The 22373-nt window shown below is 49.6% G+C and carries 17 protein-coding genes; 11 read left to right on the forward strand and 6 right to left on the reverse strand.

What is annotated here, in order from left to right; genetic code table 11:
* Positions 1 to 227: 227 nt before the first annotated feature.
* The 7 genes from DESPODRAFT_RS04280 (at position 228) to DESPODRAFT_RS04310 (ending at position 10001) form a co-directional block, all read left to right on the forward strand.
* Positions 228 to 2549: a sigma-54-dependent Fis family transcriptional regulator gene (locus DESPODRAFT_RS04280; RefSeq protein WP_004071633.1), complete on the forward strand. Its 2322-nt coding sequence runs from the start codon at positions 228 to 230 to the stop codon at positions 2547 to 2549.
* Between the two features lie 330 nt (positions 2550 to 2879).
* Complete coding sequence (locus DESPODRAFT_RS04285; protein ID WP_004071634.1) at positions 2880 to 4682, forward strand: acyl-CoA dehydrogenase; 1803 nt, start codon at positions 2880 to 2882, stop codon at positions 4680 to 4682.
* A 27-nt stretch (positions 4683 to 4709) separates the two neighbouring features.
* On the forward strand, positions 4710 to 6005 hold the full coding sequence (locus DESPODRAFT_RS04290; protein ID WP_004071636.1) for a thiolase family protein: 1296 nt from the start codon (positions 4710 to 4712) through the stop codon (positions 6003 to 6005).
* 29 nt (positions 6006 to 6034) lie between these two features.
* Positions 6035 to 6877 carry a 3-hydroxybutyryl-CoA dehydrogenase gene (locus DESPODRAFT_RS04295; protein WP_040016180.1) on the forward strand — a complete coding sequence of 281 codons (843 nt, stop codon included), beginning with the start codon at positions 6035 to 6037 and terminating at the stop codon, positions 6875 to 6877.
* A 152-nt stretch (positions 6878 to 7029) separates the two neighbouring features.
* Positions 7030 to 8019 (forward strand): MBL fold metallo-hydrolase, encoded by a 990-nt coding sequence (locus DESPODRAFT_RS04300; RefSeq protein WP_004071638.1) that lies wholly within the window; start codon positions 7030 to 7032, stop codon positions 8017 to 8019.
* Between the two features lie 170 nt (positions 8020 to 8189).
* Positions 8190 to 9092 (forward strand): sulfite exporter TauE/SafE family protein, encoded by a 903-nt coding sequence (locus DESPODRAFT_RS04305; RefSeq protein WP_004071639.1) that lies wholly within the window; start codon positions 8190 to 8192, stop codon positions 9090 to 9092.
* Between the two features lie 129 nt (positions 9093 to 9221).
* A complete protein-coding gene (locus DESPODRAFT_RS04310) occupies positions 9222 to 10001 on the forward strand; it encodes an enoyl-CoA hydratase/isomerase family protein (protein ID WP_004071640.1) in 780 nt (259 codons plus the stop codon).
* 10 nt (positions 10002 to 10011) lie between these two features.
* On the opposite strand, the gene DESPODRAFT_RS04315 is transcribed toward DESPODRAFT_RS04310, so the two are convergent.
* The 4 genes from DESPODRAFT_RS04315 to DESPODRAFT_RS04330 are packed head-to-tail and all read right to left on the reverse strand — an operon-like array spanning position 10012 to position 15310.
* Complete coding sequence (locus tag DESPODRAFT_RS04315; RefSeq protein WP_040015840.1) at positions 10012 to 11250, reverse strand: MFS transporter; 1239 nt, start codon at positions 11248 to 11250, stop codon at positions 10012 to 10014.
* Positions 11251 to 11273: 23 nt separating this feature from the next.
* Positions 11274 to 13133: an ATP-dependent helicase gene (locus tag DESPODRAFT_RS04320; RefSeq protein WP_004071642.1), complete on the reverse strand. Its 1860-nt coding sequence runs from the start codon at positions 13131 to 13133 to the stop codon at positions 11274 to 11276.
* A 9-nt stretch (positions 13134 to 13142) separates the two neighbouring features.
* Positions 13143 to 14495: a phosphomannomutase/phosphoglucomutase gene (locus DESPODRAFT_RS04325; RefSeq protein WP_004071643.1), complete on the reverse strand. Its 1353-nt coding sequence runs from the start codon at positions 14493 to 14495 to the stop codon at positions 13143 to 13145.
* Between the two features lie 11 nt (positions 14496 to 14506).
* The gene (locus tag DESPODRAFT_RS04330; RefSeq protein WP_004071644.1) at positions 14507 to 15310 is read right to left on the reverse strand and encodes an undecaprenyl-diphosphate phosphatase; all 804 of its coding nucleotides are present in this window, start codon (positions 15308 to 15310) and stop codon (positions 14507 to 14509) included.
* A gap of 233 nt (positions 15311 to 15543) precedes the next feature.
* Here DESPODRAFT_RS04330 and DESPODRAFT_RS04335 point away from each other — a divergent pair, with 233 nt between their 5' ends.
* Positions 15544 to 16698 (forward strand): OmpA family protein, encoded by a 1155-nt coding sequence (locus DESPODRAFT_RS04335; protein ID WP_004071646.1) that lies wholly within the window; start codon positions 15544 to 15546, stop codon positions 16696 to 16698.
* Positions 16699 to 16836: 138 nt separating this feature from the next.
* Here DESPODRAFT_RS04335 and DESPODRAFT_RS04340 read toward each other — a convergent pair whose 3' ends face one another.
* Both DESPODRAFT_RS04340 and DESPODRAFT_RS04345 read right to left on the reverse strand, forming a co-directional pair.
* A complete protein-coding gene (locus DESPODRAFT_RS04340) occupies positions 16837 to 17265 on the reverse strand; it encodes a TraR/DksA family transcriptional regulator (protein WP_004071648.1) in 429 nt (142 codons plus the stop codon).
* Positions 17266 to 17359: 94 nt separating this feature from the next.
* Complete coding sequence (locus tag DESPODRAFT_RS04345) at positions 17360 to 18592, reverse strand: LL-diaminopimelate aminotransferase (RefSeq protein ID WP_004071651.1); 1233 nt, start codon at positions 18590 to 18592, stop codon at positions 17360 to 17362.
* 153 nt (positions 18593 to 18745) lie between these two features.
* On the opposite strand from DESPODRAFT_RS04345, the gene DESPODRAFT_RS04350 reads away from it, so the two are divergent.
* The 3 genes from DESPODRAFT_RS04350 (at position 18746) to DESPODRAFT_RS04360 (ending at position 22361) form a co-directional block, all read left to right on the forward strand.
* Entirely contained in the window at positions 18746 to 19315 is a 570-nt protein-coding gene (locus DESPODRAFT_RS04350) for a 1-acyl-sn-glycerol-3-phosphate acyltransferase (RefSeq protein ID WP_004071653.1), read from the forward strand.
* Positions 19316 to 19632: 317 nt separating this feature from the next.
* Entirely contained in the window at positions 19633 to 20763 is a 1131-nt protein-coding gene (locus tag DESPODRAFT_RS04355) for a class II glutamine amidotransferase domain-containing protein (protein ID WP_004071655.1), read from the forward strand.
* A complete protein-coding gene (locus DESPODRAFT_RS04360; RefSeq protein WP_004071657.1) occupies positions 20727 to 22361 on the forward strand; it encodes a glutamate synthase-related protein in 1635 nt (544 codons plus the stop codon). Before DESPODRAFT_RS04355 ends, DESPODRAFT_RS04360 begins: the two co-directional genes overlap by 37 nt.
* Positions 22362 to 22373 lie beyond the last annotated feature (12 nt).

The following is a 22373-nucleotide window of genomic DNA, read 5'->3' on the forward strand; positions in this document are numbered from 1 at the left end:
CTTCAACCGACCGACTGTCATCTGACGGATGATGGACACCCTCGGTCTCCGGGCACACCTGGTTGAAACAAACTGGCTACGGATATGGTGTAAATACAAGATGATCCTAAATTTATAGTTGCCTTTTGGGGCAGGGAATGTTTAATCTCCAATTGATCTTATGAAAATAAGAACCAGTTTTCACAAATTTTCTGAAATTTAAACCGCTTGATTTCTGTAGATGTGCTATGAAAACAAAACCCGGCCCGGATCAGGCCAAACATGACATATTGGGTCAAACAGCCCGGATTCCGGCGGATATGATGTGGTTGTTCACATTTTCCAGTCTATGCCGGCGGGCCATGCTACATACCGCTGATGCCTCCGGACTCCTGGATGAAATTGTGAGTGCGGTGGAAAGCCATACGCCTTATTATACGGTTTGTTTCAAATCTGTTTTCTATCCTGAATCCGGTCTGGAGAGCGGTGACAATTGTACACCCCATAGCGGTATAGACGATTTATCCCCTTTTCACAGGAGGTGTGTAAACCCAAAAATAAAAAGCCTTAAAAGAGTCACGGATACTGATTTTCCCAAATCCGTGCAAAAACGCCTTGGCATGAAAAGCGGGACCCTGGCCACGGCGTTGTACTTTCCCATAAATGACCCTTGTGAAAAAGGGGGCCGGTGTCAGGTTTTTTATGCCCCCAGCGGATATGTGCCGCACCCCCTGGAATTTTTGGTTTTAGAAGAGCTTTCGGCAGACCTTGGCAAAACCCTGGACCGGATGCACAGGAACCGGGGCGTTGAAGAACAGATCCTGGAACTGACCCGCCAAAAAGAGATGTACCACAGCGTTTTTGAAAACACGGGAACCGGAACCATCATCATTGATCCGGATATGATGATTCTTCATGTGAATGCCAAATTTATGGCCCTGGTGGGACTTGAGCGAAATGAAATCGAGAACCGGATGAGGTGGTCCCAGTTCGTGGTGCCCGGCGACAATGAAATGATGCAAAATTACCATTACGGTCGACGAAAGGGCCTTTCCGGCATTCCCACCGAGTACGAATGCCGGATTTTTGCCACCTCCGGGGATATTCGGTATATCGATATGAAGGTGGGCATGATTCCCGGAACCGGCAGAAGCATTGCGTCGTTTATGGATATTACAAAAAGAAAACTTGCCGAGAACCGCCTGCGGCAAAGTGAGGCCCAGCTCAGTGATATCATTCGTACCTTTGAGGGATTGATTTATATTACATCAAAAGATTACAGGGTTGAGTTCATGAATGTCACGCTGCAGGAAAAAGCCGGTCGAAGCGGGGTGGGTGAAAAATGCTACAGGCTGATTCACGGCCTGGACTCCCCCTGTGTCGGGTGTCGGCTTGAGTCTGTTCTTTCAGGCGAGACCCGCAGATGGGAGTTGAAAAGTCCCAGGGACGGCCGATGGTACTGGTCTATCCAGTCTCCGGTTTATGACAACCGGGGGCGGATTGTCAAAGCCCAGACCATCCATCTGGACATCACCGACAGAAAGCGCCGGGAAGAGCAGATCAGCGAAGATGCGGATCTGCTCAGAAATGAGAACATCGTTCTTCGATCCGCCATGAAAGAGCGGTACCGGTTCGAAAACATCGTGGGAAAGAGTCCGGCCATGCAGAAGGTGTATGAGCTTGTGGTACGGGCGGCCGCAAGCAACGCGCCTGTTATCATCTATGGCGAATCCGGAACCGGGAAAGAGCTGGTGGCCCGGGCGATTCACAATTTGAGCAAGCGCAGTAAAAAACAGTTTGTGCCCGTCAACAGCGGTGCCATCAGTGAACATATTATAGAAAGTGAATTTTTCGGCTACCGCAAGGGGGCATTCACCGGCGCTGAAAAGGACAAGGAGGGGTTTCTTGGGACGGCTGACGGCGGCACCCTGTTTTTGGATGAAATCGGAGATGTCGGACCCAATCTTCAAGTGAAATTGCTCCGGGCCATTGAAGGCGGGGGATACACCCCTGTGGGCAGTACCCGGGTGATTAAACCCGACCTCAGGATCGTGGCCGCCACCAACAAGAACCTCAAACACCTGGTGGAAAAAGGCGTGATGCGGGAGGATTTTTTCTACCGGGTACACATCATCCCGATCCGGCTGCCTGCCCTGCGGGAACGCAAGGAGGATATTCCATTGCTGGTGGACTACTTTTTATCCGCCTTTGGTGATCAGGGGCAGATTCTCCCCATGGGAGGCAAAATTATGGAGGCCTTTTTCCTGCACGACTGGCCCGGAAATGTCCGGGAACTTCAGAACGTCCTTCACCGTTACATGACCCTGGGGAAAATTGATTTCATGGAGACTTCGTCTGATTGTGGGGCAGACGCCCAGGAACAGGTCGGTTTTGTCCGGGAATCCCATGATCTTTGCGGGTCTTTGAATGAGATTGTGGCGGACTTTGAAAAGGGGATTATCCTGAACGCCCTGGAGGAGAACCGCTGGCAAAAGGCCAGGACGGCACTTGCACTGGGAATTCACAGAAAGACCCTGTTTACCAAGATGAAAAAACTTGGATTGGAATAGCCTCAAAACGTGGCTGTATAGCCACGTTTATGTAATGCTTTGAAATTTAAACAAAATTGGTTATGCTTACATCTGTGATCTTAATTTTCGTGGCGTTATCGCCACGTATGTCCGTCTGCCTGCTCGCCTGCCAACTATTCAAAAATAGATAAATACCATTTTAAATCAATTGATTGCCAAATAGTGTGGCGGGCTGGTCTGGTTTTTGCTGGCCATATCCAAGGCTTTTAGAACAGTCGTTCAGTTTTTTTGAAGGACCCATGGGTGTGAAAAACTAGTACGCCTGTCACCGCCTGTAACCTTAAACGCTTTGATAGAGGAAAAAGTCTTATGGCACAATTGATTGCAGATCGACGGGATGTGGATTTCGTATTACACGAACAACTGGATGTGGACAAATTAAGCAAGGATGAACGCTTTGCCGAGTTCGGGAAAAAGACCGTTGATTTAATCGTAAGCGAAGCCAGAAATCTTGCAATTAAAGAGATCCTGCCCCTTCAAACGATAAGTGACGAAGGCTGCACTTTCAATGCCGGTGAAGTAAAAGTACCCGATGCCTTTCACAGTGTATATGCCGCGTATAATGAAGGTGAGTGGCTGGGAATGACCGATGATCCCGAATGGGGCGGGCAGGGGATGCCACATACCGTTGCCATGGCAGCCAATGAATATTTTTACGGAGCTTGTAATTCCTTTATGCTTTACAATATGCTCACCCATGGGGCAGCCAAGCTTGTGGAGAAGTTCGGCACGGATGATCAAAAGCGGATTTATCTTAAAAATATGCTCTCCGGGAAATGGTCCGGCACCATGCTTTTGACCGAACCGAACGCGGGCTCCGACCTTGCGGCTGTGGAGGCTACGGCCAAACCAAACGGGGACGGCACCTATTCTCTGTTCGGCAACAAGATTTTCATTTCCGCCGGAGAGCACGATATGGTGGAAAATATCATCCATCCGGTTCTGGCCAGGATCGAAGGCGCGCCCGAGGGCATTGCCGGTATTTCCCTGTTCCTGGCACCCAAATTCAGGGTGAATGCTGATGGCAGCCCGGGGGAATTCAACGATGTGGTGTGTACAGGCATTGAGCACAAAATGGGTCTGCACGGCAATGCGACCTGCTCCTTGACCCTGGGGGGCAAATCAGGGTGTATCGGCACCCTTTTGGGGCAGGAAAATAAAGGCGTGGCCGCGATGTTCGAGATGATGAACGAAGCCCGCCAGATGGTGGGGCTCCAGGGTTTTGCCAACGCGTCGGCCTCATATATGTATGCCCTGAACTATGCCAGGGAACGGATTCAGTCCCGGGAACTCAAAGCCCCGGCCACTTCAAAATCAGTGCCCATCATCCGTCATCCTGATGTGAAACGCCAGCTGATTACCATGAAGGCCTATGTGGAAGGGTTGCGCAGCCTCAACTACTTTTGCGCCATGTGTCATGACCTGGTTGCCGTATCCACGGATGAGGAGCACAAAACCCATTATGAATATCTACTGGAGGTCCTGACGCCTATTGTTAAAGGATATGGTACGGACAAGTCCTTTGATGTATGCAACCAGGGAATTCAGATTTACGGCGGTTACGGTTTTATTGAGGAGTTCCCCGTGGCCCAGCTGCTCAGGGATTCCAGAATTTTCATGCTGTACGAGGGAACCAACGGCATCCAGTCCATTGATCTTTTAGGACGCAAACTCTCCATGAAAAAGGGGGCAGCTTTCAACGCCCTACTGGTTGAAATCAAGAAAACCATTGCCGATGCCAAAGCAGTCGACGGTCTTGAGGATCTCACGGCCCGGCTGGAAGGGTTTTTCAGTACCTACACCGAGGTGGCTGCGGCACTGCAGGTCAAGTCCAGGTCGGATGAATTTTTGACTGCGTATGCCTTTTCATACCCCTTCATGGAGGTTACAGGGGACCTTGCCATGGCCTGGATGCTTTTGTGGCGGGCCGCAACTGCCACAGCCAACAAGGGCAAAAAGAAAAAAGACAACATCTTCTACGACGGACAGATCAAGACTGCCCGCTTTTTTATCAACCAGATCCTCGCGGCCACCGCTGGAAAAATGGAGGCGCTTAAAGCGTGTGACAATGCTGTGGTTGAGATGGATGAGGCTGCCTTTGGAAGCAAGTAGCAGGGTTTTACAACAAGGAGAGGTTCTATGAAAGATGTAGTGATTGTCAGCGGCGCCCGAACTGCCATCGGCAGTTTTGGCGGGGTGTTGAAAACTGTTTCATCAGTGGACCTGGGCGCCGTCGTTATCCGTGCCGCCCTGGAAAGGGCAGGGCTTCGGCCCGAGGTCAGTGATGAGATGATGGCCTTTGCACCGGACAAACTAAGAGACCGGGGCATGACCGATCTGGAAAAAGGTTACGCAAACTGGAACACCGATGCCACGCCCATTGCTGTCGACGAGGTGATCATGGGAAATGTGCTGCAGGCAGGACAGGGGCAAAGCCCCGGCAGGCAGGCCATGATCCGGGCGGGTGTGCCCAAGGAGACCTATGGCTTTACGGTGAATAAAATCTGCGGGTCAGGGCTGAAGTCCATTGCCATTGGCGCTTCATCCATCATGAGCGGGCAGGCCGAAGTGGTGATTGCCGGCGGCCAGGAGAGTATGAGTAACGCGCCCATGGCCATGACGAGTGCCCGATGGGGATACCGCATGGAGGTATCCGGAAAAGGGGAGATCTATGACCTGATGGTGTATGACGGTCTCTTTGAAATTTTTAACGGGTACCATATGGGCGTGACAGCTGAGAATATTGCCGAACTTTACAATATTTCCCGGCATGACCAGGACAAGCTCTCCTGCCTCAGCCACGCAAGGGCCCGGGCTGCCATTGCAAACGGCACGTTCAAAGAGGAGATCGTGCCGGTGATCACCCGTACCCGCAGGGCCGAGGTGATTGTCGACACGGATGAGCGGCCCATGGAAACCTCCATGGAAAAGATGGCCAAGATGAAACCGGTGTTCAAAAAGGATGGGTCTGTTACGGCGGGCAATGCATCGGGCATCAACGATGGTGGTGCCGCCGTGGTGATGATGAGCGCTGACAAGGCCAAAGAACTTGGGCTAACGCCCTATGTTAAGATCAAAGGGTTTGCCACAGGCGGTGTGGATCCCGCATATATGGGGCTGGGGCCGATTCCCGCGGTGCGCCGGGTGTTGAAATCCACGGGCATGTCCATAAGTGACATGGAGATCATTGAGTTGAACGAAGCCTTTGCGGCCCAGGCTCTCGGGTGCATGATAGAGTTGAATATTGATCCTGAATTTGCCAATCAGCTGGGCAGCGGCATCTCCCTGGGCCACCCCATCGGTTGCACCGGGGCCCGGCAGATGGTTACCCTGATCCATGAAATGAAGCGTAAAGGATACGGCACAGGACTTGTGTCCATGTGTATTGGCGGGGGGATGGGGATGGCCATGATCGTGGAAAATATGACTAAATAACAAGTGATTTGATGAAAGCTCATAAGTATATGAAAAAAATATGTGTAATCGGTGCCGGCACCATGGGGGCCGGAATCGCCCAGGTCTTTGCCGTTAACGGCTATATGGTGGTGTTGCGGGATATTGAACAAGAATTTGTTAACAAGGGCATTTCGATCATCTCGAAAAATTTGAGCCGCCTGGCATCCAAGGGCAAATTGGAGGAGGTTATGATCCAGCCGATTCTCTCCCGGATTATCGGCACCACAGATCCTGAAAATGCGCAGGATTGCGATCTTGTGGTGGAAGCTGCCGTGGAAAATATGAAGATCAAGAAACAGATTTTCAGTGAACTTGACAATATCTGCAAACCTTCAACCATCCTGGCCACCAACACCTCTTCCCTTTCTATTGCCGAGGTGGCCACGGCCACAAAACGTCCGGATAGAGTGATCGGCATGCACTTTTTCAATCCGGCACCTGTCATGGCGCTAATAGAGATCATCAAAGGGGTTGCCACGTCTGACGAGACCTTTAACGCTGTAAAGGCATTGGCCCTGGATCTTGGCAAACAGCCGGTACAGGTAGATGAAGCACCTGGGTTTGTGGTGAACCGAATATTGATTCCAATGATCAACGAAGCCGCCGCCATCTATGCCGAAGGCGTTGCCAGTGCCGAAGATATTGATACGGCCATGAAACTGGGTGCCAATCATCCCATAGGCCCCCTTGCCCTGGGAGACCTGGTTGGATTGGACGTCTGTCTGGCGATCATGGATGTTCTTTATGAAGAGTTCAAAGATTCTAAGTACAGGGCTACTCCACTGCTGCGAAAGTATGTTCGTGCGGGCCGGCTCGGTCGCAAAAGCGGCAAAGGATTTTTTAATTATTAAAATCCTCTTAGGACCGCAGAAATAATAAATTGCGCCAAAGGGTAAGTCAGATTATTCAATTTATAAAATTTGCGGTCCTAAAATAATAGGCGTAAAATCAACTTTAAAATTTGATTTTACGCCTATTATTTATCAAACAAAGGAGGCTTCAAATGTCCAAAAGAATTTCTCCTGCATGGTGGCCGGTTTTAGGATTAGCCTCTCCGGTTCTTTTTCCCATGCTTTTCGTTAAGAATCGACGCTATAAACGTAATGTTGAAGAATCGCGGAATTTAAATAAGGCGCGGATAGAAAACGCAAGTTGTCTGGAGCTGCCTGAGCTTGAGCAGTTTGAGTTGACCGTACTTCTCGAGCATAAAGCCGCCCCAGGTTTTTTGGGGGCACCAGGCGTCTCCTATGTAATCAAAACGAATAAGGGGTCTATACTTTTTGATCTGGGATTCGGTTCTGAAATGCCGGCGTTAGCCCACAATGCAGCAAAGCTCAATTTTAAACTTAACCAGGTTGACGCACTGGTAATATCCCACCTGCATCCGGATCATATGGGGGGATTTAAAGCGTTTCGCAATAATCAGATCGCCATGCCCCCGGCATTTGGTAAAGGTAATGGAATGGCCTGTTTTGCACCAGCCGAGGTGGGAGCCGACGGATTTGAAACCGAAATTGTTCAAGGCCCCCGGATGCTGCCGGCGGGAATCGCCTCCACCGGTCCCCTGTCAAGGAGCCTTTTTTTTATGGGATTGACCGAAGAGCAGGCCATTGTGGCCCGGCTTAAGCATAAAGGGATGGTTGTGATTACCGGATGCGGCCATCCAACCATTGAAACCATTATTCAGATGGCAAAACGCCTTTCAGATGATCCCATATATGCCGTTGGCGGAGGGCTTCACTTTCCTGTTACTGACAGTCCCCTTCGCAAACCCGGCCTCAAGGTTCAGATGATCTGGGGGACGGGAAAACCGCCATGGCAAAAAATCACGGAACAGGATCTCGAACAAACCATTGAGAATCTGAACGCTGTTTGCCCCAAACATATATTTCTTTCTCCCCACGATACCTGTGATTATGCATTGCAAAGATTTAAGACTTCTCTGAATTGTCAGACTCATATCCTTGAATCCGGCGTAACATATTCGTTTTAAAAAGGGGTAGAGACTACGTCAGGAAGGGTTGAAAATTCCGGCACGCATAAAAATCAAACCAGCTGAAAGAGAAACTTGTCCCGGCCGAACTTTTTGTATAGACTACAACACAAATATTCAAACATGAAAGGCGAAAAACGGCTTGCGACCGTTATAAGGATGACTGACTGATGAAGATATGGCCCCTGCTGTTCAAGATGCCTAAACATCTTGGTTTTTGGATGCTGGCGGACACTGCATATGTTTTTTTTCTCTTCTTTTTTTTTAACGCATTGATTCCATTGAGCTTTTCCAAATTTATGTTTGTCCATTTTCTGGCCATCGGCGTGGGCTCTATGGTGATGTTCACCGGCGTAGGCGGGGGTATTCTCTGGATACCGGTTCTGACCTTTTTGGAAATCAGGCCTTCGGAGGCTGTTGCCATTTCAATATTTACCCAGATAGCCGGCAAAGGCACCGGCTCATTGACCTATCTTTTTAACGGCATGGTAGACGTAAAAGCAGCCACCGCATTTATTCCCATGGCACTTGCAGGTGTGACCCTGGGATTTTTATCCAGTTTTTACATCTCCAGGGGATACGAACAGCTTCTGCTGTATATTTTTGTGCTTATTGCCGTCTATCTCTTGATTCGAACCATCCAATCCTTGAGATATCGGATCTCTTTTATTGACACGTCCCCTGGTATCAACCCGCCGATTACCTATGCCAAAAGTTATCCTGTGGTCATCCTGTCTTCATTTTTCACTGGACTGTTAAGCATCGGCAACACGGACTGGCTGATTCCCCATATGACGATTAAGCTCAAAATGCCGACCTCCCGGGCCGTGGCCACCAGTCTGCTCATCATGTTTGTCACCATCCTGTTTTACCTTTTTCTGGCCGGCATCAGTGTCTGGTTAGGGTATGCGTCCTGGCCGCATGGTACCTATCTGCTGTTTGCAACCTGCAGCGGGGTAATCGTGGGCGGGCAGATCGGCACCCGCCTGAGTCGCATCCCATGGTTTGAAAGATATCAGAAACATACGTTTATTGTGTTTCTGGGTGTCTCCATTATTCATCTTTTGTGTTGAAACCTAAGACTCGATTAAGGAAAATTCATGAAAAAAAAATCTAAAAAAGTGCCAAAAGAGATGCAGGATATTTTTTATGAAAAAGGCTTAATCCCTTACATCCCTGAAAAATAATAGAGGAGGTCCGTTATGGCATACAACACCATTATTGCACAGACCCTTGACGGCCATGTGGGCTGTGTGACCCTGAACCGCGCTGAGGCGATGAACACTTTTTCCAGTCAGATGGCTGAAGAGTTGTATGATGCACTTAAAGGGTTTGAGATTGCCCCCGATGTCAGGGTCATTCTTATCAAAGGTGCAGGCAGGGCATTTTGTGCCGGTATTGATGTAAATGAACTCAAAGGTAAAACAACGAATCAGTATCGTGAATGGATTGAGAAAATGGAAGCCCCCCTGGTGCTGATATCCAAATTAAAGACCCCGGTGATTGCCCAGGTGCAGGGGGTGGCGGCAGCCAACGGCATGGGCCTTGTGGCGGCATCGGACCTGGCCATTGCCGCCGATAACATAAAAATGGGACTGACCGCTATTAACGTGGGATTAAACTGCGTGGGGCCGGTGATTCCGGTGGCCAGGTGTGTTGGACAAAAAAAAGCATTGGAACTGCTGCTTTACGGTGAACTGGTCACGGCAGACCAGGGCTTGGAGTTAGGGCTTATCAACCGGGTGGTACCCAGGGAAGATCTGGATGAGGCAGCCCTTGCCTGGGCCCGCGATTTGGCAAAAAAGAGTCCGTTGGCTGTTAAAATCGCCAAGTCAGCATTTTATGCATCCCGGGATATGCCCTATGAAGCCCAGTTCGCGTACATGAACGAAGCCTTTGCCAGATTGTGCGATACCAGTGATGCCAAGGAGGGTGTGGCGGCTTTTTTTGAAAAGCGTCCGCCGGTATGGCAGGAGAAATAAAAAAAGCAGGTTATCGGCGGCGATACAGGACAGGAAAGACAAGAACGCCCAATGCCATGACAACGCTTCCGCAGGGAAACGCATAGGAAAGGCTGAAAAAGTCCATGGCCAGGCCGGCCATGACCGAACCTGTGAACATGCCAAGGGAGTGGGCGGAAGTTAAAATGGCCATCACGGATCCCATGGCCTGCCTTTGTTCACCCTTAATCACGGCAAGGGCTGTCAGGGCCGGCATGGCAATCCCCCCGCCCAACCCGAAGAGACAGACACCTGCAAACAGATCCAAAAATGAAGCCGCCCAGAACGGGTATACAATACCCGCGGCAGACAATATGCCGCCGATAATCACCATGATTTTCCTGTTCCACCGGTCCGAAGCATAGCCCATAGGCACCTGCAAGAGACCCGAGACAAATACTCCGGCGGTTACAAGCAATCCGATTTTTCCGCCGGCCAGGCCAAAGGTCTTGCCGGCATACAGGGGCATGAAACACCAGATAATGCCGATGCAGGCCGTGTAGGCATACCTGAAAACCACCAGACCGGCCAGTTCCCGGTCCCGAATCACCACGGTCAGGGATGCCGGTGCGCGTTTATTGATTCGAATCTGCTCTTTGGACAAAGGCGGCAGAAAGATAAGGCACAGGATTGCGCCCAGGGCGGAGAGTACGGACATACAGTAGAATGCCGTGTCCAAAGACCAGATTTGTTCTATCACGCCCCCCATCACCGGTCCCAGGGAGAGACTTAAAAACATGGAAAGGTTGAACAGCCCCATGGCATATCCTTCGGTACCTACGTTGGAAATCTCCCCCACATAGGCCTGGACCACGGGCATGATCATGGCAGAGCCTGCCCCCTGGATAAAGCGAATGGCGATAAGTCCTTCTACATTGGTGGTCCAGATAAAGGCGATAGCCACCAGCATGTACGTCAAAAGTCCTGCCAGGATAAAGGGTTTGCGCCCCTTTTTATCTGAAAGCGTGCCGAACCAGGGCAGAAAAACCGCCCGGGAAAGGGAAAAAGCCCCGAAAATCATGGCCACATAAATGCCTGTCGCACCAAGATCATGGGCGTAGATGGGCAGCAGGGGGACCACAATGCCCACCCCGGTAACCGTAATAAAAATAATGAAAAAAAGGGTGATGAAGACCTTTTTGTGGTTCGAAGGGATGGCCCGGCATCCACGGTGTATGATCCGGGCAACAGCCTGGGACACGGGTTCGCGTATGCCGAAAAACAGATCCATAGTACAAATTTGGCGCCTGGGCCCTAGGCCAGGCATTCCTGAACCTGATCAATGAACCGACTGGGGGTGGCAAAATCGCCTTTGCGGTAATTGGCGTGGCTTAGGTACAAAAAACGTTGGGCCCGGGTCATGGCCACATACATGAGCCTGCGTTCCTCAAACAGGGCTGTGTCGCCTTCGTCAATGGAGCGCCAGTGCGGAAACAGCCCCTCTTCGCACCCGGCGATGAACACCACGTCAAACTCCAGTCCCTTGGCCGAGTGAATGGTGAGCAGGCCTACCCCGTTTTCGTTCTGGTCGTCTTCGTCCTTGTCCTCCCGGATCAAAGCCGCCTCTTCCAGGTATTCCAGCATGGTATCCTTGGCCCGGGCCGTGTGGATCAGCTGTTCGATATTCTCTTTTTTGGAAATGAATTCCCCATCTGTTTTTGTCTTCGTTTTTAAATAGTCATAATACCCGGTGCGGTCAATGACGGTTTCCATGGCCATGGCCGGGGCCATGTCATGGATGGTGTCCAGGATATCCAGGGCCTCGGACATGTTTTCATGGATCTTTTTGGCCACAAGCCGGTCCTTGACCATGATCCGTGCCGCCCCCTGAAGGCTTGCGCCCTGGGGGCGCAGGTCGGCAAGCTTCTTAATCATGGCAGGACCGATCCCCCGCTTGGGCGTATTGATAATCCGCTCAAAGGAGAGGTCATCATTGGGGAAAAACGAGGCACTTAAATAGGAGTTGATGTCCAGGACTTCCATGCGTTCAAAAAAGCCCTGGGAGCCCATGAGGCGGTAGGGAATGCGGAAAGCCCGGAAGATCTTTTCAAAGGGCAGGGAGCAGAATTTGGTCCGGTAGACCACGGCCATCCTGTCAAAGGGGATTCCCTGACCCTGTTTGTTCAGACCCAGGATACGCCTGGCAGTCCACTCGGCTTCATGGGCATCGGACAAGAAATCATAGATCTCCACCACCCCGCCTTTTTTCTGTGAAAAACAGCGTTTCTCCATTTTGTCCGGGTTGTGGTCAATGAGATCATTGGCTGCCTGGACAATCTCGTCGGCGGATCTGTAGTTTTCCTCCAGTCTGAAAATTTTTGCATCTTTATATTTTTGTGCAAACCGTAAAAAGTGATTCACGTTGGAGCCCCGGAATCCATATACGGCCTGCCAGTCATCGCCTACGCAGAACAGGTTGCGGTGCTCCCCTAACAGAAGCGAGGTCAGCTCCTCCTGCAGGTTGTTGGTATCCTGGTACTCATCCACCAGGATGTAGGAAAAAAGATCCTGGTAAAAATTGCGGACATCCGCATTGTCCCGGAGCAGGTCCCGGGTCTTAAGCAGGATGTTGTCAAAATCAACACAATTCATTTCCGCCAGGCGTTCTTCAAACTGGGCAAACATATCGGCCATGCGAATGTTGAAGAACCCTGGTTTGCGGTCAAAATATTTGGCAGGATCGCCGTCGTTCTTGGCCCGGGAAATGGATGAAAGAATCCGGTTTGCGTATTTTTTGTCAATATTATTTTTTACGCACAGCTCCTTGATCAGCTTGTCCTGCTGGTACACGGTGAACACCTGCAACGGCGGGGTGTACCCCATGATCTGACAATGGCGTTTCAAGATCATCAGACAGGCGGAATGATAGGTCCTCACCCATTCAAAGCGCATTTGGTGAAGACCGGTCATCTCCATAAGGCGGGTTTTCATCTCCTGGGCCGCCTTATTGGTGAAGGTGATGGCCAGAATGCGCTCCGGGGCATGGCCGGTGGCAATAAGGTGAGAAAATTTAGCGGTGAGCGTCCTGGTTTTACCGGAACCGGCTCCCGCAACCACTAGGGCCGGTGAGCCGGTATGATCAACAGCGTCCTGCTGGGGCTGGGATAGTTGCATAAAGCTTAATTACATGTCCTCAATGATTTTTTTCAAATCCGTTTCAATTTCTGTTTTAATCTCTTGCAGACGGGGCTGGGTCAGGGCCTCAAAGCGAAGCACCAGGGCCGGCTGGGTATTGGAGGCCCGCACAAGGCCCCATCCGTCTTCATAGACGGCCCGCATCCCGTCAATGTCAATGACCTTTTGCCGGGCTTTATACAATGCCACTATTTTTTCCACAACCTTGAACTTGACCGCGTCCGGACAGTCAACCCGGATCTCCGGCGTGGTAAAGGTTTTGGGCAGATCCTTAATTAACTCGTCCACACCAAGGCCGGTGCTGTCCATGATTTCCAGAAGGCGGCAGGAGGCATACAGGGCATCGTCATATCCGTAGTAGCGGTCCTTGAAAAACATGTGTCCACTCATTTCTCCGGCCAGGGCCGCATTCTCTTCCTTCATTTTCTGTTTGATCAGGGAGTGGCCTGTACGCCACATGATCGCGTTGCCGCCCATCTTTGCAATCTGATCATACATAACCATGGAGCACTTGACTTCGGAGATAAAGGTGGCACCGGGATGGCGGGACAAAATCTCTTTGGCATAAATCACCATGAGCTGATCCCCGTAAATGATGTTGCCGAATCTGTCCACTACACCAATGCGGTCGGCATCCCCGTCATAGCCGATGCCAAGGTCCAGATTATATTTTTTCACCAGGTCGATCAGGTCTGTCATATTTTTTTTCTGGGTGGGATCGGCCTCGTGGTTGGGAAAGGTGCCGTCCGGATCGCAGTAAATCTCATGGACCTGGCAGCCCAGTCCCCGCAGTACCGGTAACGCAGTGATGCCGCCGGTGCCGTTGCCGGCATCAATGCCGACCCGGATGGTCTTTTTCAGCGTGATGTTCTCCTGGATCATGGCTATGTATGGAGAAATTACATCTGCTTTTGTCAGCGTGCCCTGGCCCCGGGTATATGCCTTGTTTTCAATGATCTTGCGTATATCCTGCAGCCCGTGGCTGTGGATGGAATCCAGCCCGCTCATCAGTTTGAACCCGTTGTATTCCGGTGGATTGTGGCTGGCCGTAATCATGGCACCGCCTTCAAGATCAAGTTGATGAATAGAATAGTAGAGAACCGGGGTGGGGCAGACACCGATCTCCACCACATCGCATCCTGCGGACAATACCCCGTTAATAAATGCCTTTGAATAGGCTTCAGAAGTGATGCGGCAGTCCCGACCAACAGATACTTTTTTTCGGCCCTGTCCCATGAGCATTGATCCATACGCCTTTCCTACAGCATGTGCGTCCTGTTCGGAAATCTCTTCTCCTGCAATGCCGCGGATGTCATATTCCCTGAATATTCCAGGATGCATAGTAACCTCCCTTATATAAAATTTGAAACAAGCGCCAGAATCCCGGCCAGCCAGCAATAGGGCGCAAAAAGATGAAACTTTCCGGTATTCACCAGCTTTAATAAGAGTTTTAATGCTGCCAGCCCAACAATGAATGAAGCGATTGTACCATAAATGGTGGCGGGGTCAATGTGGCCCCCGGATTCTACCAGGTCTTTTACGCTGATCACCTGGGCGCCGAGAATGGCGGGGATGGATAAAAGAAAGGAGAACCGGGCTGCTGTTTTTCTTTCCAGTCCAGTAAAAAGTCCGGTGGCAATGGTGGATCCGGACCGGGAAATGCCGGGAATAACGGCAAGCCCCTGGACTATGCCGATGATAAAGGCCCTTGAAATGGTCAATTGTTCACCCTTTTCGATTCTGTAGTAACGTCTGGATACCCACAAAAGGCCCCCGGTTACGATAAGCATGGTCCCCACCAGTAAAGAAGAGGTAAACAGAACGTCTTCAAATTTCTTCAGGGAGAATCCGATAATTGCCGTGGGTACTGAACCAACGACAATGGCGGCGGCCAGGGCCAGATTTGTTTCATGCCCGGAAGTGTTCCGGGTTCCGGCGTAGTATAGCAGGCTTTTTAAAATTCCTTTGATATCTTTAAAATATACAATAAAAATTGCAAGCAGTGTTCCCATATGTACGGATATATCAAAAATAAGGCTGTTCTCAGTAATGTTGAAATAGATTTGTCCAAGAACCAGATGGCCTGAACTGCTTACCGGCAGGAACTCTGTAAGCCCCTGAAGGATACCTAAAATTATACCTTGATAAATCTCCATATTCTTATCCTGACTTGAGTGTTGTCGTAAATTAGAAAGTTATGAACCAAGCCTGGACGTATATAATTGTTTGCTTGAAATTGCAAGGTTATAGGGGCTTCACATTTACCTCATATTGAAAAAGAACAGTTGATTTCATTTGTTTTCTTTTGTAGAATATTCCAAATTCTTTGTACGGGTAATCACCAGTTCTAACAAGAATTTAACACTAATTCTGAAAAAAAGGAGATCAGATGAACAAGAAACGTTTCGTGCAAACCTTTTTAACCATTACCGCCGTCCTTTTTCTGTTTGGTTGTGCGGCTAAGGAACCTGTAGGGCTTCCTTCATTTTCCGCCAAACAATTTGATGCGTCCATGTATCGGTCCAAAGTGGATAATTTTGTTATTATTTTGGATGCCTCCAGCTCCATGGAAGACGACTGCATGGGTAATCCCAAATTCATGGTTGCCAAAGCCATTGTAGAACGTATGAACATGACCCTTCCTGAACTCGGACAGATTGCGGGTTTGAGAAGTTTTGGGCATGCAGATTCCATCTCTAAAAACGAGACTGAACTGCTGTACGGCATGGAAGAGTACAACTCTGCAGCCCTGGCTGAAAAACTCGGTGCGATCTCAAAAGCCGGCGGCTACAGCCCCTTTGGTTCTGCCATGTTGGCCATGGGCACTGACCTCGAAAGCCTTTCCGGAAAAACAGCCGTTATTATTGTTTCCGACGGTCTGGACATGAAAGCTGACGCAGCACAGGCCACTTCCGTTAAAGAACAGTATGGCGATGCTATCTGCTATTACCCCATTCAGGTTGGCAATGATGAAGAAGGTACTGCATTCCTTTCTCAGATTGCAAGTATTGGCGGTTGCGCGAGTCTGATGAACGCCGGTGATCTGATGGATCCCGAAGCAATGGCTGCTTTTGTTGAAAAGGTTTTCCTGGAAAGAGGCATTGCTGCTCCTGCTGCTCCTAAACCCATGGACAGCGACGGTGACGGCGTACTTGATCCCGATGATCAGTGCCCCGGAACGCCCGCAGGTGCAAAAGTCAATGCAGTTGGCTGCTGGATTCTTGATAATGTATTGTTTGATTTTGACAAAGACGTGATCAAACCTGCAGCGTTTGCACAGCTTGATGCCGTTTATGAAATTTTGGAAAAAAATCCTGCAATGAGTATTGAACTCCAGGGCCACACCGATAATATCGGTACCAAGAAATACAACATGGGCCTCTCCCTGAGACGTGCGAACTCCGTTGCCAAATACCTGCAAGACAAAGGTATTTCTCGCGACCGCCTGGCCACCACAGGTTTTGGTTTTGATAAACCTGTTGCCCTGAACAGTACAGACTTTGGCCGTTCTCTGAACAGAAGGGTTGAAATTCATCCCTACTAAACGCTAAGATTCAGCGGTTAAATCCCATACTTAAGTAAGCAAAAATCCCTGCCGGACATTGGTTCGGCAGGGATTTTTGCTTGATTTTGCTCGTGCTCAATTCATAGTTTGGCGCAAGAGCAGGGGTACGATTAAGTATCAATTTGTGAGAAACATATTTCCCCGTCCGGCTTCAAACTCTTCCAGCGCCTTGATGGACATGCTGGCAAAGGGTATCGCTTCCAGCCGCGGCAACCCGATCTCATCGCCGGTCAGTTCACAGTATCCGAAACTTCCGTCATCAATACGCTCTAATGCGTGATCCACCTGCACAATCATATCCGAATGGCGTTTAAAATTTTTGAACTCAAGTTCCAGGTCAATATATGAGTTACTCCGGTCAAGGATATCGGCCTGGGTGGCTTCAAAGGTTTTAATTTTTTTTATGGATTTGGTAATTCTGTTGTGCAGCTCATTCTTTCGCTGCATCAGTTTGCCCTTAAAATAAGAGAGTTGTTCCTTGTTCATATAGGGTTCATTGTCCAAAGGAATATAGCTGTCCGAAAATACTTGCGAAACCTGTGCCATTTTCTGTATTTACCTCCATGACAAAAGAATTTAGGAAACTTACAGAAAAAAATTTGCCAGGCAAGGGTTAAAAAGCCATTATAACCCTGTTAGATTATCGTTTTTTTAAAACGTCTTTTACACGGGCCATGGCCTTGGCTACATTTTCAGGACTGTTAAATGCAGAAATTCTTATGTACTGGGCCCCACACCGGCCAAACCCCTGGCCCGGAGTGCAGACCACGCCCGCCTTGTCGAGCAGGAGATCAAAGAATTCCCAGGAATCGCGGCCATTGCCGTCAATCCAGATGTATGGGGCATTTTCGCCGCCTACATGGTCAAACCCAAGCTCTGTCATGGTCTGGCGGACCACCCGGGCATTGGCCAGATAATAATCAATGTTTGCCTTGATCTGGGCTTGCCCTTCCTGGCTGTAAACGGCTTCGGCTGCCTTCTGCACCGGATAGGAGACGCCGTTGAACTTGGTGGACTGCCGACGGTTCCACATGTCGTGCAAAGAGAGCTTGGAGCCGTTGGCCGTATAGATCATGCAAGCTTTGGGCACCACCGTAAACCCGCATCGGGTGCCTGTAAAACCGGCTGTCTTGGACAAGCTTCTGAATTCCACGGCAACCTCTTTGGCTCCGGGGATTTCATAAATGCTTCTGGGAAGATTCTCATCCCGGATAAAGGCTTCATAGGCGGCATCAAAGAGGATCAGGGCTTTATTTTCCCGGGCATAATCCACCCAGGCGGCAAGTTGATCCCGGGTGGCAGTGGCGCCTGTGGGGTTGTTGGGAAAACAAAGATAGATCAGATCCACGGGGGCGTCGGGCAGATCCGGCATAAACGCCTTTTCTTTCAGGCAATCCATATAAACAATGCCCTGGTACCGTCCGTCCTTGAACCCACCGGTTCTGCCGGCCATCACATTGGTATCCAGATACACCGGATAGACCGGATCCGGAATGGCAATGGTAATATTATTGGAGAACAGTTCCTGGAAATTGCCGGTATCGCATTTGGCCCCGTCGGACACAAAAATTTCATCGGCATCGATATCTGCACCCCTGGACTGGAAATCAACGGCTGCAATCGCCTGTCTTAAAAACAGATATCCCTGCTCCGGCCCATACCCTCTGAATGTGGCATCTTGGGACATTTCATCCACACCTCTTTTAAAGCCTTGAATAACAGCAGGGGGCAGCGGCAAGGTAACATCACCAATGCCAAGCCGAATCACCTCTTTGTCGGGATTGCTCTCCTGGTATAGTTGAACCCGTTTGGCTATGTCGGCAAATAAATATGATGCATTCAGTTTGTTGTAATTCTCATTGGCTGTGATCACGTGTCAATTCCTTATTTTGTTTATATGAAAGGTTCAATTAAATTGTATTGTGTTTGTCAATTTGTGTCTATTTAAGATAATATCTGGTTTTATTCAAAACAGACACTGATGTCAATTTAATGCAAACGAAAACATCCTTAATATAGAGATACGATGAATATTAATCCTTTCCCATTTTTGTTCAGTGCCCTTGGCAAATTTATTTATGCAAGGATGGGCTGGACTTACGATCCGTTGCCTGCCTATTGGGAATCCAGATGTGTGGTCATTGGTTTTCCCCATACAACCAACATGGACACGGTCCGTGCCCTTACCTATATCAAAATTGCCGGGATTAATGCAAAACTGCTGATCAAATCCAAGTGGTTCTTTTTTCCCATGTCAATTTTTTTAAAAAGTCTTGGGGGCATTCCGGTAAAGCGAGACAAGTCCTGCGGATTTGTGGACGGCGTGATTAAGAAATATGAAAAAAATGAGGATCTGGTGGTGGCACTGGTGCCCGAAGGTACCCGAAAGTCGGTCTCCACAATCAAGACCGGATTCTGGTATGTTGCCAAAGGTGCCAATGTTCCTATTATCTGCTGGTATCTGGATAACCAGATGAAAAGAACCAGATGGCTGGGCAAAATACACCCTGGTGAGAGACTGGAGCAGGACCTTCACAAAATAGATTCAATTTATAAACGTGCCGGATTTTCAATTCCCTCTAAAATTAAAAATTAGGTAATTTTCTATGGCTCTATTTGTGTGTAAAAAATACATAACAACGAGTTTATTTCATATTTGTATTTTATAAATAGTGAAATTTTTTCATATTTGTATTTAATGGAATATAGGTGTGTTTCTATGGGTAAAATATAATTTTTTAAATATTTATTTGACGTCGTCGGTATTCCTGCATGGCACCCTGTCCACAAACATTTTTTGTTGGGAAAATAAAGATTGACAGTCGTAATAAGTGTCTTTAATCTTTTATTTTCGAAATTTTGACCCGCAGTCTTTTGGCTGCTTAAAGATAAAGACCATAAGGAGTTAAAAATATGTGTCGTCTGTTTGCAATCACCAGCAAGGAACCTCAGTCGCCCATGCTGGCCATCAAAGCCCTTGACGTGATGAAGGAAGGGCACGATGGCTCCGGCGTGGGGCTTTTGCTCCAGGGCCTTGGTGGCACCTTTGAAGAGATGAAAGATGCCCCGATCCTGTCGGGGATCTTTACTGAAGAAGGCATCCGCCGTCTGGACCTTTTCATGATGGATCTTGGTTTCATGACCAAGCATAAAGTCTCTTTGAAACCACCGAAAACCCGGATAGAAGGTATTCCCAGACGACATGTCTATCTGATCAGGGCCTATGAACTTCCCGAAGGCTGGGATGCATTGACCCAGGAAGACTTGGCCGTAAAACTTCTGGAGGTACGACTTAAGATTCGGGAGATGGGTGAAGAGAAAAATGACATGATCGTGTTTTCCTTTTGGCCGGATACCATCATGATCAAAGAGATCGGAGATCCCATGAAACTGGCCGAATACCTGGGCCTTGACAGAAAAGAACTTCAAGCAAGGATTATCATGGCCCAGGGGCGGCAGAACACCAACTACGCCATTAATCTTTACGCCTGCCACCCCTTTTTTATCAAGGGGTACTGCACCATGACCAATGGTGAAAACACGGCGTTTATCCCCATCAAGGATTTTCTCTCCTCACGGGACGTCCCTGGTTATACGGGCTATCAGTCCGATTCCGAGGTGTTTGCCCATATCCTTCACTTTGCCATGGAAGAGCTGGGCTTAGGCATTGACGGGTATAAACATGTGATCACACCACTCCAGCGCGATGCCCTTGAGAGGCATCCCAATTTCGAATTTCTGAATCATTTGAAAAAAACCTGCCGCCCCTTAATTATCGACGGCCCCAATATGGTTATCGGCACCCTGCCGGATCACTCCATGTTTATGGTTCAGGACCGCAAGAAACTGCGGCCCGGCGTGGTGGGAGGCAAGCCGGGTATGTTTGCCTTTTCATCGGAGATCTGCGGACTGGACGTCGTTATACCTGACAGAGACAAAACCATGGATATTCAACCCATGCACCTTGATACAGCCATTGTAAGCCCTGAGCGGCAGGAGGTAAATATATGTCGTCAAACAGAACCCTTGAACCTTCCTCTTTAAGTCTGAACGATCTGCCCTGGCAGATTGAATATAATAATGACCGGTGTACCCTGTGTGGTCAGTGTACCGCTGTGTGTCCGGTCAAGGCCATCTCCCTTCATCCGTTCCAGAAACGGATTATAAAGACGTCTGTGGGCAAAAATGCCGAGCAAAGTAATGCCTATGATACTTTTTACGGTATCCGGCAGGACACCCGGGTTGAAAATGCCTGCATCGGCTGCGCCATGTGCACTTTGGTCTGTCCCAATGATGCCATCCGGCCCAAGAAAAATCCGGGCCTGGACAGGATGAAATTTCATATTAACCAGCATGGTGTTCCCCGGCGCAGGGGTGGACGGCGCAACGACTCGGGATCGGTACTCGATAGAATCAAGTTTACCAGAATTTCCATGCTCACGGATCCGGCCCTGGATGCCGGGCGTCATGAATTTGAGATGCGTACCCTGTTAGGACGGGTGCTTCCCCCCAGGGAAAATATGAAACAACTGCGGGAAAAGGGCTGGATTCCACCGGTCAGGGAGATTTATCCTTTGATCATCGGCGGCATGTCCTTTGGCGCACTCTCCCCGACCATGTGGGAAGGCTTGCAGATGGGGGTTGCCTACCTGAACGAAGAGATGGGCATGCCCGTCCGCATCTGTACCGGCGAAGGGGGTTGTCCGCCGCGGTTACTGCGCTCCCGTTTTCTTAAATATGTCATCCTGCAGATTGCTTCGGGCTATTTTGGCTGGGATGAGATCATTCACGCCATCCCTCACATGAAGGAAGATCCCTGCGCCATTGAGATCAAATACGGTCAGGGTGCAAAACCCGGTGACGGCGGCCTTTTGATGTGGCATAAAGTCAATAAGTTAATTGCCGCTATCCGGGGGGTACCCCAGGGTGTCAGTCTGCCCAGTCCTCCGACCCATCAGACCCAGTACTCCATTGAAGAGTCCGTGGCCAAGATGATCCTGTCCATGTCCATGGCATGGGGGTTCAGGGTTCCGGTATATCCAAAAATTTCCGCCTCATCCACCTCCCTTGCAGTTATGAACAACCTGACGCGTAACGAATATGCGGCAGGACTTGCCATTGATGGCGAAGATGGCGGCACCGGTGCTGCATACGCCGTTTCCATGGACCATATGGGGCACCCCATCGCCAGCAGTGTCCGGGACAACTACCTGAATCTGATATCCATCGGCAAACAGAATGAGGTCCCGATCTTTGCCGGCGGTGGTATTGGTAAAAACGGGAACATTGCCGCGAATGCAGCAGCCCTGATTATGCTCGGGGCATCCGGGGTCCAGATCGGAAAGTATGTGATGCAGGCCGCAGCCGGCTGTGTAGGCACGGAAGAAGACCGGTGCAATGTATGCAACCTGGGCATCTGTCCCAAGGGGATCACCTCCCAGGATCCAAGGCTATACCGCCGCCTTGATCCCGAAGATGTGGCCCAGCGTCTGGTGGATATTTTTGTCTCTTTTGACACGCAGCTCAAAAAAATTGTAGCACCCCTGGGACGCTCCACCTCCCTTCCCATCGGCATGTCCGATGCACTGGGAATTGATGATAAAAACATTGCTGACCGCCTCAGTATCAAGTACGTGGTGTAAAGGAGGACGGGA

The organism is Desulfobacter postgatei 2ac9 (assembly GCF_000233695.2).
GTDB classification, from domain to species: domain Bacteria; phylum Desulfobacterota; class Desulfobacteria; order Desulfobacterales; family Desulfobacteraceae; genus Desulfobacter; species Desulfobacter postgatei.

Coding starts and splice junctions, on each gene's coding strand:
- DESPODRAFT_RS04280 (WP_004071633.1), top strand. CDS start 228: ATGAAAACAAAACCCGGCCCGGATCAGGCCAAACATGACATATTGGGT.
- DESPODRAFT_RS04285 (WP_004071634.1), top strand. CDS start 2,880: ATGGCACAATTGATTGCAGATCGACGGGATGTGGATTTCGTATTACAC.
- DESPODRAFT_RS04290 (WP_004071636.1), top strand. CDS start 4,710: ATGAAAGATGTAGTGATTGTCAGCGGCGCCCGAACTGCCATCGGCAGT.
- DESPODRAFT_RS04295 (WP_040016180.1), top strand. CDS start 6,035: ATGAAAAAAATATGTGTAATCGGTGCCGGCACCATGGGGGCCGGAATC.
- DESPODRAFT_RS04300 (WP_004071638.1), top strand. CDS start 7,030: ATGTCCAAAAGAATTTCTCCTGCATGGTGGCCGGTTTTAGGATTAGCC.
- DESPODRAFT_RS04305 (WP_004071639.1), top strand. CDS start 8,190: ATGAAGATATGGCCCCTGCTGTTCAAGATGCCTAAACATCTTGGTTTT.
- DESPODRAFT_RS04310 (WP_004071640.1), top strand. CDS start 9,222: ATGGCATACAACACCATTATTGCACAGACCCTTGACGGCCATGTGGGC.
- DESPODRAFT_RS04315 (WP_040015840.1), bottom strand. CDS start 11,250: ATGGATCTGTTTTTCGGCATACGCGAACCCGTGTCCCAGGCTGTTGCC.
- DESPODRAFT_RS04320 (WP_004071642.1), bottom strand. CDS start 13,133: ATGCAACTATCCCAGCCCCAGCAGGACGCTGTTGATCATACCGGCTCA.
- DESPODRAFT_RS04325 (WP_004071643.1), bottom strand. CDS start 14,495: ATGCATCCTGGAATATTCAGGGAATATGACATCCGCGGCATTGCAGGA.
- DESPODRAFT_RS04330 (WP_004071644.1), bottom strand. CDS start 15,310: ATGGAGATTTATCAAGGTATAATTTTAGGTATCCTTCAGGGGCTTACA.
- DESPODRAFT_RS04335 (WP_004071646.1), top strand. CDS start 15,544: ATGAACAAGAAACGTTTCGTGCAAACCTTTTTAACCATTACCGCCGTC.
- DESPODRAFT_RS04340 (WP_004071648.1), bottom strand. CDS start 17,265: ATGGCACAGGTTTCGCAAGTATTTTCGGACAGCTATATTCCTTTGGAC.
- DESPODRAFT_RS04350 (WP_004071653.1), top strand. CDS start 18,746: ATGAATATTAATCCTTTCCCATTTTTGTTCAGTGCCCTTGGCAAATTT.
- DESPODRAFT_RS04355 (WP_004071655.1), top strand. CDS start 19,633: ATGTGTCGTCTGTTTGCAATCACCAGCAAGGAACCTCAGTCGCCCATG.
- DESPODRAFT_RS04360 (WP_004071657.1), top strand. CDS start 20,727: ATGTCGTCAAACAGAACCCTTGAACCTTCCTCTTTAAGTCTGAACGAT.